Source organism: Clostridioides sp. ZZV15-6598 (assembly GCF_020657705.1).
Classification (GTDB): Bacteria; Bacillota; Clostridia; order Peptostreptococcales; family Peptostreptococcaceae; genus Clostridioides; species Clostridioides difficile_F.
In genome coordinates this window covers 1-14,084 of the sequence record NZ_JAGWCS010000101.1, presented here as the reverse complement: position 1 = coordinate 14,084, position 14,084 = coordinate 1, and the positions used below count along the sequence as shown (strand labels likewise).

7 protein-coding genes and 1 pseudogene are annotated in these 14,084 nt (G+C 29.6%); 6 read left to right on the top strand and 2 right to left on the bottom strand.

Annotated features, from left to right (window positions below):
• Positions 1–65 precede the first annotated feature (65 nt).
• A pseudogene (locus tag KGF50_RS22590) lies at positions 66–1,638 on the top strand (cell wall-binding repeat-containing protein); the annotation flags it as partial.
• A gap of 2,275 nt (positions 1,639–3,913) precedes the next feature.
• Here the strand turns inward: KGF50_RS22590 and KGF50_RS15960 are convergent.
• Positions 3,914–5,158, bottom strand: a complete 1,245-nt coding sequence (locus KGF50_RS15960; RefSeq protein WP_227848979.1) for a D-alanyl-D-alanine carboxypeptidase family protein — start codon at positions 5,156–5,158, stop codon at positions 3,914–3,916.
• Positions 5,159–5,199: 41 nt separating this feature from the next.
• A complete protein-coding gene (locus tag KGF50_RS15955; RefSeq protein WP_227848978.1) occupies positions 5,200–8,034 on the bottom strand; it encodes a sigma-54-dependent transcriptional regulator in 2,835 nt (944 codons plus the stop codon).
• Between the two features lie 690 nt (positions 8,035–8,724).
• Here KGF50_RS15955 and KGF50_RS15950 point away from each other — a divergent pair.
• The 5 genes from KGF50_RS15950 to KGF50_RS15930 all read left to right on the top strand — a co-directional run bounded on the left by KGF50_RS15950 (position 8,725) and on the right by KGF50_RS15930 (position 13,954).
• Positions 8,725–9,486 (top strand): threonine/serine exporter family protein, encoded by a 762-nt coding sequence (locus KGF50_RS15950; RefSeq protein ID WP_227483657.1) that lies wholly within the window; start codon positions 8,725–8,727, stop codon positions 9,484–9,486.
• On the top strand, positions 9,487–9,981 hold the full coding sequence (locus KGF50_RS15945; RefSeq protein ID WP_227848977.1) for a threonine/serine exporter family protein: 495 nt from the start codon (positions 9,487–9,489) through the stop codon (positions 9,979–9,981).
• A 228-nt stretch (positions 9,982–10,209) separates the two neighbouring features.
• Positions 10,210–11,388, top strand: coding sequence for a hypothetical protein (locus KGF50_RS15940; protein ID WP_227848976.1), 1,179 nt, complete (start codon positions 10,210–10,212; stop codon positions 11,386–11,388).
• 263 nt (positions 11,389–11,651) lie between these two features.
• Positions 11,652–13,259 carry an ATP-binding protein gene (locus KGF50_RS15935; protein ID WP_227848975.1) on the top strand — a complete coding sequence of 536 codons (1,608 nt, stop codon included), beginning with the start codon at positions 11,652–11,654 and terminating at the stop codon, positions 13,257–13,259.
• The gene (locus KGF50_RS15930) at positions 13,250–13,954 is read left to right on the top strand and encodes a response regulator (RefSeq protein ID WP_227830438.1); all 705 of its coding nucleotides are present in this window, start codon (positions 13,250–13,252) and stop codon (positions 13,952–13,954) included. The genes KGF50_RS15935 and KGF50_RS15930 overlap by 10 nt, the downstream gene beginning before the upstream one ends.
• Positions 13,955–14,084 lie beyond the last annotated feature (130 nt).

The window sequence follows — 14,084 nt, the reverse complement described above, 5'->3', positions numbered from 1 at the left end:
CTTAGAATTAAAACGGGAACAAAAAGAAACGATTAGGTACTACTAATGGACAAGGGGGAAATATAATGAAAATACCAAAGAAGATTGCTGCTATGCTTACAGTTACTATGATAGCTGGAAGTTCTACAGCAGGTATAGCTAGTGCACAAACGGTAGCAACAAATTTAACAGGACAAGAGAGATATGAAACTGCTGTAAAAATAAGTCAAGATGGATGGAAAAATGCTGATGAGGTAGTAATAGTAAATGATTCATCTATAGCAGATGCTCTATCCGCAACACCATTTGCAAAGGCAAAAAATGCTCCTATACTTTTAACAGGTAAAGATAAATTAAATGATAAGACAAAAGCAGAGTTACAAAGATTAAAAGCTAAGAAAGTATATTTAATAGGTGGAACTTCTGTATTAAGTGCAAATATAGAAAAACAAATAAAAGATTTAAAAATATCTTTTGAAAGAATATCTGGTGCAGAGAGATACCAAACATCTTTAGAGTTAGCAAAGAGATTAGATGCAGTAAGTGATGTTAAGAAAATAGCTGTAGTTAATGGTGAAAAAGGGCTTGCAGATGCAGTAAGTGTGGGTGCTCCAGCTGCACAAAATAATATGCCAGTAATACTTGCTGATTCTAAAAATGGAACAGCAGTTGCAGATAAATTTATAAAAGATGCAGGAATAACTCAATCTTATGTAGTAGGTGGGGAAAGTTCAGTTTCTGAAGCTGTAAAAAATAAATTACCAAATAGTACAAGATTAGGTGGAACAGATAGAAATGATACAAATGCAAAAGTAGTAAAAGAATTCTATAAAAAGACAGATTTAAAAAATGCATATGTAACTAAAGACGGTATGGCTAAACAAGACCAACTTATAGATGCATTAGCAGTAGGTGTATTAGGTGCTAAAAATCAATCGCCAGTAGTTTTAGTTGGAAAAAATCTATCAGCTTCACAAAAAACTTTAGTTAACTCTAAGAGTTTTGATAAAATAACTAAGGTTGGTGGAAATGGTAATGAAACAGCATTTAATGAAATTAAATCATTACAAGAAGTAAGTACATCTGAGGCTAAAACAATTGCTGAATTAAAAGCAGCTGTAGATAAAGCAACTGCTAATGATGTTATAAACTTTAAACCAACTAGTGAAGTTAAAGAAGCATTTACAATACAAACTGACAAAGCAGTAACAGTAAACTTAAATGGTACATATACAAAGACTGTAACTATCAACATGCCTAATGGGGATGTGAACAACTATGCAAAAGTAGATGATGTAGTTATAGATGATGTTAAAGACGGAACTTTCGTTAACTATGGAAAAATAACTAATTTAAAAGTTAATGATAAAAATGGAGCTAAGATAGAAAATAACTCAAAAGGTGAGATTGGTAGTTTAACAGTAGCATCTGGAGCAAGTCAAGTAAAAGTAACTAATGGTGGTAAGATAACTACAGTTACAAATAACTCTAAAGGTACTACTATAGATAATAAGGGTACAATAAGTACTGTTAAGGGAGATAATTCTCCATCTATAAGTGGAAACAATCCAAGTTCTAACTCATCAGGAGGAAGTTCATCAAGTGGAGGTTCTTCACATGGAGGAGGATCATCATCAAGTGGAGGATCATCATCTGGAGGGAATAGCTCAACAGAAATAACAGCATCAGTAAGTAATGTAGAAGCTGCAAATGGTCAAATAAAAGTAACATTAGATAAAAAACCAACAAAAGCACCTACAATGTCAGATTTCAAGGCGAATTTAAGTATTGATGGTGGAGAAGTAAAAGATTTAGCCATTACAGGATTTGCTTATAATTCAGATAAAACAGTAACACTTAACTTTGAAAAAATAGAAGAGAAGAATGTAGAACAAAGTGTAGTAGTAGGAATAACATATAAATCAGTAGAAAAGAAGGCTCCTACTTTTAAAGTGCCAGTAGAAGTAGTAGCTAAAGTAAAAACTTTAAATGCTACAAATGGTGAGTTAACAATAATTTTAGATAAAAAACCATCAAAGGATCCAGTTGCTTCTGATTTTACAGCAACTAAAAAGATAGATAGTGGGAATGAAGAAGATTTACAATTAGAAAATTTCCATTATGATCCATCAAATAACGCAGTGACATTTAATTTTGAAAAAATAGCCAAAACAAGTTTAGAACAAAGTGTAGAGATTAGTTTAGAATATAAATCTGAAAAAACTAAGGATACTTTTAAAGTATCTTCTGCAGATGCCAATCCAGCTATAGAAAGTATAAAAGCAACAAATGGAACGCTAACAATAAAATTAGATAAGGTGCCAGATGTTGATCCACTAGAATCTAATTTTACATCTACAATAGATATAAATGGTAAGGGCTCAAAGTCTTTATCACTAGAGAATTTTGCATATAATAAACAAGATGGAATAGTGACATTTTCATTTAATCCAATAGAGAAAACAGAAGAACAACAACATGTTGTAATAAATGTATCATATGATGGAAAAAATATGGATGCTCCACAATTTATAGTAGAAGCAAAAGAAATAGTTGCAAAAATGACTAGTGTATCAGCAACGAATGGAGAAATAAAAGTAGTATTAGATAAAGATCCAACAGTGGCGCCAAAGAAAGAAGATTTTGCATCAAAGATAAAAATTGATACAGGAACAGCAAATGAATTACAAATAACTGGCTATAGCTATGATAAGGATAGTAGAACAGCGACACTTAACTTTACACCAGTAGAGAAAACAGCTTTAGCACAAAGTGTAGTAGTAAGTATAGAGTATAATGGTGAAAATAAAGATGCCAATGCATTTAATGTGGAAGCAGAAACAATAGTTGCAAAAATGACTAGTGTATCAGCAACGAATGGAGAAATAAAAGTAGTATTAGATAAAGATCCAACAGTACAACCAAAGAAAGAAGATTTTGCATCAAAGATAAAAATTGATACAGGAACAGCAAATGAATTACAAATAACTGGCTATAGCTATGATAAGGATAGTCAAACAGCGACACTTAACTTTACACCAGTAGAGAAAACAGCTTTAGCACAAAGTGTAGTAGTAAGTATAGAGTATAATGGTGAAAATAAAGATGCCAATGCATTTAATGTGGAAGCAGAAACAATAGTTGCAAAAATGACTAGTGTATCAGCAACGAATGGAGAAATAAAAGTAGTATTAGATAAAGATCCAACAGTAGAGCCAAAGAAAGAAGATTTTGCATCAAAGATAAAAATTGATACAGGAACAGCAAATGAATTACAAATAACTGGCTATAGCTATGATAAGGATAGTCAAACAGCGACACTTAACTTTACACCAGTAGAGAAAACAGCTTTAGCACAAAGTGTAGTAGTAAGTATAGGGTATAATGGTGAAAATAAAGATGCAGATGCATTTAATGTGGAAGCTAATGCAGCGCCATCAAGAACATTAAAATCTAACTTTGTAAATATAGCTAAATCTATATTTGATGTATTGAAATAATAATTTCTTTTTCAATGTATATAGATAAATTTATATATTTATAACATGTAGTTGATTAAATATTACTGAAAATCAGATGATTTCAAGGTTTTCAGTAATATTTTTATTCATATTTATATTTTGGCAATATTAATAAAATATGAATTAAAATAATAATAAATTTAAGGTTAATTAAATTAAGCCAAAACTTCACATAATTTTCACATGAATTCTCTATTAAATTCACACACAAGAGTTATTATATAAACATAGAAGATAGTAAAAACTAGCTTAAAAACATAATATAATACCCTATATAGATAGTGGCAACTCTCCCTCACATCCTCAATTGTTGCCACTATTTTAATTTTTTTGTAAATGTACAACAAAAAAACCCCACTATACAGTGGAGTTTTTCATAAATTTTACCTAATCTCTTAAATTTTATCTAAGCACTAAGCCTTAAAACAAACAGAATTTCTGCCCTCAAGCTCTCTATTTATCTTAGCGACCTTAATCTTAATCTTGTCCTTCAAAGGAATACAACCTATATTGCTTTCACTTCTTACATCAACACTTCCAACAAACTTACCAGAATCATTATAATACTTTGCAACACCAACAATATCTCCCTTATTGATAGGATAACTCATACTCTTAAACACTATCTTAGGATTGATATTCTCACTATCTGAAACAACACCATATAAATCTTTATCTACCTTAACCTTTATCTTAAAATCATCAATACCATCAACACAAGGAGTTTCTATAGTATCTCCCTTATGAGCTATCTTTTTAGAATAGAAATTGTCTTTACCATACTTCAATAAGCTAGCAGAAGAAGAAATTCTATTTTTCTTATTACCATCACCAAGTACAACACCTATTAATCTATGATTTCTTTCATTTTTAGCATCTTTAGGAACCATCATAGAAAATGCAAAACAATATCCAGCATTATCTGTATAACCTGTCTTTATTCCATCAACACCAGGAACTGAAACAAGTAGAGGATTTGTATTGTAATGTGTAAAATCTTTTTTAGTATCGTTATAAACTTGCATAGTAGTTATTCTAGTAACCTGATTTTCATAATGGTCATACATATACTTTCCAAGAGTAACTATATCATGAGCCGTTGATATGTTCTCGATAGGTGGTTCTTTACGTTCTGGGTCAGTATATCTAGGAAGACCATTTGGATTAAAATAATGCGTGTCATGCATTCCTATTTCTTCAGCTTTCTTATTCATCATATCTACAAAACTCTTTTCATCTTTACCAATGTATTTTGCTATGGCCATAGCTGCATCATTTCCAGAGACAAGCATAAGACCTTGCATAAGCTCTCCTAGAGGTATTTCATCTCCATCCTTAAGCTTACAAGTAGAGCCTCCTACAGAAGCTGTAGACTTGTCTATTTTTACTATATCAGTTTCTTTGACATGATTCTTATCTACTGCCTCTATTGCAAGTAAAAATGTCATCATCTTACTTAAGCTAGCTAGAGGCATTTTTTCGTCGCTATTTTTTTCAAATAATATTCTTCTAGTATCTTGGTCTATAAGCAATGCCGCCCTTGACGAATTTGGGACTGGTGGATTATCTGCAAATGAGAATCCAGGTGCTATAAGTGTAAAAATTAATGCAAGTATTGCTAAATGTTTTATTTTTCTTTTCAAAATTTCATCCTCCATTTCATATACTAATTATGTGTGCAAGATAGGAACTATTGGCTTTATTTATTTAGATATTCATTAATCATATCTATTATATAAGCAATTTCCTCATCTGGTATCGAAATATTAAAGTAAGCTTCAGTTGTTTTAAAAGCTTCTCGTATTAATTCATATAACTTATAATTTTTACCAATTAACTCAGTAATGTTATTATATGGAAAAGTTGTATTTTTAAAACATCTTTCTATCATAAAAGAGCAGTGCAGTATATATCCTAGTTTAAATTTACTCTTAAGGTCTTCATCTATTAACTCTATTATTGAAAATAATGATGAATTAACATAGTTGAATAATTTAACTGAGTCCAATAATTCTAAGTTCTGAGACATAAAGTTTATTATTAAGCTGTTATATGATAGATTTGTTTCCTTTATATTAGTGATAATATTGGTATTGAATGTACCTTCTATTATCTTGTTTAACATATCAAGACCATATCCATTTAGAAGTTCTTCTATGTGTATAAATGGAGTGTTGGCGACATTAAAGTCTACACTACCAACAACTGCTAAAATTTTAGTATTACTAAATTTATTCCTATACATTTTAAAACTCTCTATATTATGAGGAACTAAGTTAATATTGTATTTATTGATATTTTTAAGTGAAGAATTTATAAAGTCTGCAACTTTCATAGCTGAACCATAACCTGTTATACAAGTAGTTATTATAGCATAATCTCTTGATTTTTCAGGATAATTTATTTCTGATGAGTCAATTGCAGCTCGTCCAATATATGGATTTAAAGAACTTAAAGAGTTAGCTAACTCATCTAAGGTCATTTCTGGTAGAGTACTTTTTCTTACTGCTTCCAAAACTATTGGAGTAGACACCATTTCAATAGAGCGTGTTTTAATCTTTGTTTTTTCTGAAATAAGTTCTCCAAAAGCTATAAGAGAGCCCATATCTGTTAAAAGGAGTACCCCCTTACCTTCATCACATTCTTTTACCAATTCTATGGCTTTGTCAAGTATAGTACTTACCTTTACATCTAAAGGCATATCAATTGCATTACAATGGTTTGTACCAAGTAGTGAATTGGCTACATCACACATACTGCTAGCTGTTGAATTTCCATGAGCGAGTATTATAACTCCAATACTTTCAGAGTGATTGTTTGGCTCAAGGTATGTACTATTTAGAAACATAGATATAAATTTTACTTCATCTTTGGGTAAAGATATCTGTAGGTCATTTTCAATTATACTTAAAACTATTTTAGCTATATTTAAATCTTTCTCTAAGAAAATTTTATCATTATATAGATTGTACTTAGGATTATATGTATCCTGATTTATATTTTCTATAAGAGCACTTATATGCATTGAAAGAGCAACATAAGTTTGTTTTGTATATTTATTTCTAGAGATTTTTTCAGCCTCTTTTAAAGCGTGTTCAACAGCATAGTAAATCTTTGGGTTAATTACTTTAAAAATCTCATTACTTGTATAATCAGAATGAGTTACTGATGATACTGAAAGTAATTTTGTAGAGTATTTCTCCATGTAATTTATAAACATACTCCTTATATCGTTTTCTAGATAAGGAATTTCTGTAGAGTATCTAAATCCATTGTTTGATGTATCTATATTGTATTTAGACAGTTCTTTTGTATACTCAACTTCTAAGTTGTTACCATTAAATTCATAAAAAAGCATATAATCAAGTTCTGATAATTTATTTAAATTACTGCGATTTTCATTCAACTTTAAAAGACCAGTGTAAATATAATCAGGAACAAGAGATAAGTCTATTTCTATGTTATCTTTTAGTTCAGTCTTATAATTTAAAAATGCTCTTGCACTCATAAGTTGTATATCAGACTTAAGTTGGCCTATATTACCAAAACAATCATAAAGTAGTAATGATTTAATTACATCTTTATGAACTCTTATAGTTGCATTAGTATACTTAGATTCTATAATAAAAAAATACTTAATGAGAGATAATCTTTCTTTTAAGGACCTGTCCTGCAAAGCAGGTAGGTTAATCGTAACAGGAATTCTTCTTAGAAAAGTTCCAAGTAAGGAAGACTGTATATCTTCTGTTGTGGCACACACAATAAAGACTGTAGCTCTATGTATGACATCGGATTCTCCTAATCGTCTGTATATACCTTTATCCATCAAAAGAAAAAGCATCTCTTGACCTTCTGGGGGTAATCTGTGTATTTCATCTAAAAACAATATACCACCATTGGCCTGTGCAACTATTCCAAATTTATCCTTATTAGCACCAGTAAAAGAGCCTTTAACATAACCAAATAAATTACTAAGAAGTAAGTTAGCATTTTCTGCATATTCAGCACAGTTAAATACTACAAATTTACTTTCAGAAGAAAAGACTTTGCTTTCTAGAGCGTATTTGTACATTGTTTCAGCAAATGTACTTTTTCCAACACCAGTAGGCCCTATAAGTAATGTATTAAGACCTTTTGGAGGGTAAAGTATGGCAGATTTAGCTTTTTCTATAGCTAACTTAAGGCTAGAATCATATCCAAGTAATGTTGAGAAGACATCTTCTGAATCATTTTTAGTTGATTTAAATAGTTCATTACAATTGCTTATAGAATATTCTGAGTTACTTAGAGTACGACCAATCAAATTTTCAATAATACCAGCATGTAAAAATAAAATAGGTTTACCAGATATTTTTACAACTTTCTTTTCATTGTATAGATTATTTAATTCTTTACTAGTATTACTTCTATCGAGAGATGAATTGTTAGCAACTTCAAGAGTAGTAAATCCTGTTTTCTCTGATTGTAGGTCTTTTAAAGTTATATTATTACATAACTTATGTAGTGATAATAAAACTTTATCTTTTCTTAACATATAGTACCCCCTTTCTTTATATTTAAGTTATATTAAATATATTATAATATATATTTAATATTAAAATAAGGTTTATAGTGGATATTTTGTATTTTACTTTTTAATATGTTGTTTTGTGTAGTTGTTGGTGTTAAAATAATAGTTGCATTATATGAGATATGGATTTTTATGGATTTACATAGGGCATTATGTTGTTATATTAGATAAGTACGAACTTTGTAATGTATGTAGCACTTTTATTTAATGTTCATATAAATATATATAAAAACTAATTATTTAAATATATATATAAACTAATTATTCGGTTATGAGCAATTTGTAAGTGTACAGATTTAAAATTATAGTTATTGTAAATCATAAATTGTAGTAGGTTTTAAAGCATTTAATAAAGAATTAATAAAATGAAGACTAAATGGAAAGATAATTTTTTATTGAAACAAAAATAATGAAAAGAAAAATAAGCTTATAAAATTTAAAAAGGTCATATATCAATGGTTGAAAGTGTCTATGAAATATTAATTCAGCCATTTTATGGTGTAAATAACTTTATAATTTATTTTTGACAAGCATAAAAAACAAATTTTTTCATAAAATCTAAATATTGGATATTAATTATTTAAAATAGTTTAAATAAATAATGTATTGTAATAAAATATGAATAATATTATAAAAGAATGGGAGATATGTTTTGTGGATATAGATAGAATTTTAAACTTTTCCTCAAATGCAGGTAAAGCCATGTTGCAAAGTGGAGGAGAAACTTATAGAGTTGAAGAAACGATAAGTAGAATATGCCAATCTTTTGGTATAGAGCATGTAGATGTATTTGCAACTCCAACAGCTGTAATGGCATCTGTTTTTGTAGATGGAAAACTACATTCAGCAATTAAAAGAATAAGTTCAAGAAGGGTAGACCTGAACCTAGTTCATGAAGTTAACTCATTATCAAGAGCAATCAGTATAAATGATTTAGATATCGAGTTATGTGAGAGGATTTTAGATGAGATAAGTGAAGACAATTATTATTCAGATATAGTAACAATAATTTTTGCAGGTATTGCAGCAGCAACTTTTTCTATATTATTTGGAGGAGATTTAAAAGAATTTATAGCTGCGTTTATGGTGGGAATAATGACTAAATTTGTTATTATGTACTTAAATAAGTCATCACTAAACGATTTTTTTGTAAATGCGATAGGAGCAGTTGTTATAGCTTTTTGTTCCATTGTGATTCTAAAACTTGGATTTATAAAGACTATGGACCATTTAATAGCAGGAGCAATAATGCTTTTGGTTCCAGGGCTTGCTTTGACTAATGCGTTAAGAGATTTGTTAGATGGTCAATTGATATCTGGTCTTGCAAAGTTGGCAGAAGTATTTTTTGTAGGTGTATCTATAGCAGTAGGAATGTTTTTGGTACTAGGATTATACTTCAAGTTAGGGGGTATATAAATGAAATTGTTTGTAGAAGTAGTGGCAGCTTTTTTTACAGCCTTAAGTTTTGGAGTCCTATTTAATATGAAGGGAAAAAACTTGATAATATCAGGTGTAGGTGGAAGTATAGCTTGGTTTTCGTATAAGTTTTGTTTGAATATGGGTGTATCAGTAAACTTGTGTTTTTTTATAGCTACAGTATGTTTTGCAATATATTGTGAATTATGTGCTAGGATTTATATGACTCCATCGACAACTTTAAGTGTTTGTTGCCTTATAATCTTAGTACCAGGCTATGGAATATATAATACTATGTATTCTGTTTTAACCAATGACTATATTAAGGCAGTAGAGTATGGAGTAAGTACATTATCTTGTGCAAGTTCGATTGCATTGGGGTTAGTATTTATAACTACAGTATTTAGAAGAGTTAATCTGTATGGAATAGTTTCAAAGATAAAAGATAATGAAAAATATAAGAAGAGTATAAATAAAATTAAACCACAGAAATAGAAAAAATTGACTTTTATTCCAAAGGATGATAATATAATAACATAAAATAGAATAAGAATATCTTTTATTAAATTAGATATTCTTATTGTTGTAATATTAGTAACGGTTTTTTATTTCAACAAACCGACAACTTGAATCACAGATGTAAGTTTTAGAACTTGTTTTGTATTAACAAATTTGTATCAATGTAGAAATCTTAATTCTAAATTAAAAAGGGGGAAGATCAAAATGGAAAAGCTGTCAGATAAGAGGAGAGTCAAGGCAGTAAGTATGGAAACCTTCGTATTTATTTTGCTTTTGGCAGTAGGATTTGGCTATGTAGGCAGTATCATGGGTGCAGGAATGATGTTCAAAGTAATAATGAGCACGGCACATGCACTTTTACTAGACACAGTATTTTTGATAATGGCAATGGCAGTCCTTGCAGGTGCACTTAGTGCATTACTTTCAGAATTTGGAGTAATATCTTTAGTAAATAAGATATTTAAGGGCCTTATGAGACCTATATGGGGGTTACCTGGTGCTAGTATAGCAGGAGTAGTGGCAACTTATTTATCTGATAACCCAGCTATTATACCATTCGCTAAAGACAAAACATTTACACAATACTTTAAAAAATACCAAATACCTGCTTTATGTAACTTAGGAACAGCTTTTGGTATGGGACTTATTGTAACAACTTTCATGATAGCTCAAGGTAAAGAGTATGTATTACCAGCTATAATTGGTAATGTTGGAGCAATAATAGGTAGTATTATTAGTGTTAGAATTATGTTGACTTTTACTAAAAAGTATTATAATTATGACCCTAAAATTGATAATGACAAACAAACAAGTGAAAAAGGTGAAAAGATTGAAGAGTTTAGAGAAATAAGAGACGGTAATGTATTCCAAAGAACATTGGATGCTATACTTGAAGGTGGTAAACTAGGTGTTGAAATGGGTATGGCTATAATACCAGGAGTTTTAGTAGTTTGTACATTAGTTATGTTATTAACTTTTGGACCATCTACAGACCCTGCTACAGGTCAAGCTGTTTACACAGGAGCTGCATATGAAGGTATAAAATTATTACCTGCTATTGGTGACAAAATCAGTTTTATAATAGAACCATTATTTGGATTTACTTCACCAGAAGCAATAGCATTCCCTGTAACTGCATTAGGTGCTGTTGGTGCAGCAATATCTCTAGTACCAGAATTTATAAAATCAGGTGCTATAACTCCTAATGATATAGCAGTATTTACAGCAATGGGTATGTGTTGGAGTGGATATTTAAGTACACACATTGGTATGATGGATGCTTTAGATGCAAGACCATTAGCTGGTAAAGCAATTCTTTCGCATACAATAGGTGGTTTATGTGCAGGTGTATGTGCCCACTTTATATTTATGCTTGTCGGATAGGAATGTTTTAAAAATCAAATATTAAGATATTATAATTTATTAGATTGAATTAAACTAACAATTTAAATATGTAAAAATTAAATTAGTGATTTAAATATATAGAGGTGCTGTTTTGAAATAGAGATTTATTTTCATTTTAAGACAGCACCTTTTAGTAATTTGAAGGTATTAATTAAATGTATTGATTGAATTTATTATGATAAAATTGTATTATATACATTAGAGTCAATTTAAACAGTAACAGTAAGGAGGAATTGTAGTAAATGAAAAAAGAACGACTACATCATGAGGACTTAAAAGAGTATGATTATGATGAAGATGACTATCTCAGTAAGAAAATAATTATTAAGGACTTTATAAAAACTATATTGGTTATGATAATTGCTACTGGAATATCAGTAGCTTTTAAAAAAGTAGGTTTTAATGAATCTAATATTATCTTAGTGTATATATTAGGTGTATTATTTGCTACAAGGATAACACATGGGTATTTTTTTGGAATACTTTCTTCAGTAATAGGAGTGCTATCATTTAATTTTTTCTTTACACACCCATTATACACTTTTATAGCTTATAGAAAAGATTATCCAATGACCTTTTGTATTATGCTTTTGGCAGCAATTATAACAAGTACTTTAACATCTAGAATAAAAAAAGAAGTTAGACTTTCTCATAAGAGAGAGAAAATGATAAGGTTGCTTTATGAAAATAATAAAACACTTCTCAAAGCAAAAAATAAAAATCAAATAATTGAATTTTGCGGGTCTAATTTGGTAAACATGCTAAATAGAACTGTTATAGTAACTATTGCAGATGGTGATAATAATCTAGGTAAGCCAAGTATTTATATTTGTAATAATGATGGAAGTGAGAATATATTCTATTCAGTATTAGAAAAGGAAGCGATAAAAGAGTCTTTTAGAACAGGTGAGCCAGTTGGTATTGGAACAAAATATTGTAAAAATAGCAGTGCTTACTATTTTCCTATAAAAGGTCAAGAATCCAATGTTCTTGGTGTTATAGGTATTGCATGTTTTAAAATTGATATTATTACAGAAAATGAAAAGATATTGTTAGAAGCAGTTTCAACACAAGTTGCATTAGCAATTGATAGAGAAAATCTATTTGAAAAGAATAAAAAAGCTAATCTTGAAACAGAACGAGAGAGATTAAGAGGAAACTTGCTTAGATCAATTTCTCACGATTTGAGAACTCCACTTACAAGTATATTAGGTTCTTCTTCAACTATACTTGAAAATGATGATGTGATAGATAAAGAAACTAGAGTAGAACTACTAAAAAATATATATGAAGATACAAGTTGGTTAACTCACTCTGTTGAGAATATCCTTAGTATGACTAGAATAGATGAAGGAAAATTGGATATTGAAAAACGTCCAGAGGTTGTAGATGAAATAATTGCTGAATCTATATTAAGAGTTAAAAAATTTGCAAATAGTCGAGAGATACAAACTAATATACCAGATGAAATAATAATAGTTCATGTGGATGTATTATTGATAGAGCAAGTTTTAGTAAACTTAATTGACAATGCTATAAGACATACACCTAAAAATTCCAAGATAGAATTAACCGTAAGTAAAGAAGATGAAAATGTATTATTTGAAGTGGCAGACAACGGAAAAGGAATACCAAGTGAAGATATTAAGAATATATTTAATAGATTTTATACAAAAAATAAAGCAAGAAATCTTGAAAGAAGAGGTATTGGTCTTGGTTTAGAAATATGTAAGTCTATAGTACAAGCTCATGGGGGAGAAATTATTGCGTTTAATAATCCTTCTGGAGGAGCTACATTTAGATTTAGTATACCTTTAGATAAAGGGGAGGTGAAAGACGAATGGAAGTGAAGCCATTGGTTTTAATTGTAGAAGATGATAGACCAATTTGTAAATTTATAAAAGTGTCTCTGGAAACTCAAAACTATAGATGTGTAGAAACTGACAATGGAGGCACAGCTATATCACTTATACATTCTCTTGACCCAGATTTAATAATTTTAGATTTAGGTTTACCAGATATTGATGGAATTGAGGTAATAGGTAGAGTTAGAGCTTGTGCTAAAAATAATAAAATAATTGTTGTTTCGGCAAGAGAACATGAGAGAGATAAAGTTGAGGCTTTAGATGGTGGAGCAGATGATTATTTGACTAAACCCTTTAGTGTAACAGAGCTTTTGGCTAGAGTTCGTGTAGCTCTTAGAAATAAAGTTCAACAAGGTAAGATAAATAGTGACGTTCCTACAACCTTTGAGGTTAAAAATCTAAAGATAGATTATGAAAAACATGCTGTATCTATTAATGGTGAGGAGATACACTTAACTCCAATTGAATATAAACTTGTTGAATTAATGTCTAAGTACTCAGGAAGAGTTTTAACACATAAATTTATAATAGATAAGGTTTGGGGTAATTACTATGAAAGTGAAAACCAATCCCTTAGAGTTTTTATGGCAAGTATAAGACGTAAAATTGAAAAAAATCCTGCTCAACCAGAGTATATTTTAACTGAAGTCGGAGTAGGATATCGTATGACAGATGAATAAGTATCAAATTAAAAGTATTAGTTAATCTAAACGAGTAGTAGCATTTTAACTAAATATAAATAGCCATGTATTTTTATAATAAGTAGGAGGAAAGATAGCCTATTAATGTTATATTTGCATGGCTATTTTT

Bases quoted from the DNA above. Each gene is read 5' to 3' on its own strand.
- KGF50_RS15960 (WP_227848979.1), bottom strand. From the start codon at position 5,158: ATGGAGGATGAAATTTTGAAAAGAAAAATAAAACATTTAGCAATACTT.
- KGF50_RS15955 (WP_227848978.1), bottom strand. From the start codon at position 8,034: ATGTTAAGAAAAGATAAAGTTTTATTATCACTACATAAGTTATGTAAT.
- KGF50_RS15945 (WP_227848977.1), top strand. From the start codon at position 9,487: ATGAAATTGTTTGTAGAAGTAGTGGCAGCTTTTTTTACAGCCTTAAGT.
- KGF50_RS15940 (WP_227848976.1), top strand. From the start codon at position 10,210: ATGGAAAAGCTGTCAGATAAGAGGAGAGTCAAGGCAGTAAGTATGGAA.
- KGF50_RS15935 (WP_227848975.1), top strand. From the start codon at position 11,652: ATGAAAAAAGAACGACTACATCATGAGGACTTAAAAGAGTATGATTAT.
- KGF50_RS15930 (WP_227830438.1), top strand. From the start codon at position 13,250: ATGGAAGTGAAGCCATTGGTTTTAATTGTAGAAGATGATAGACCAATT.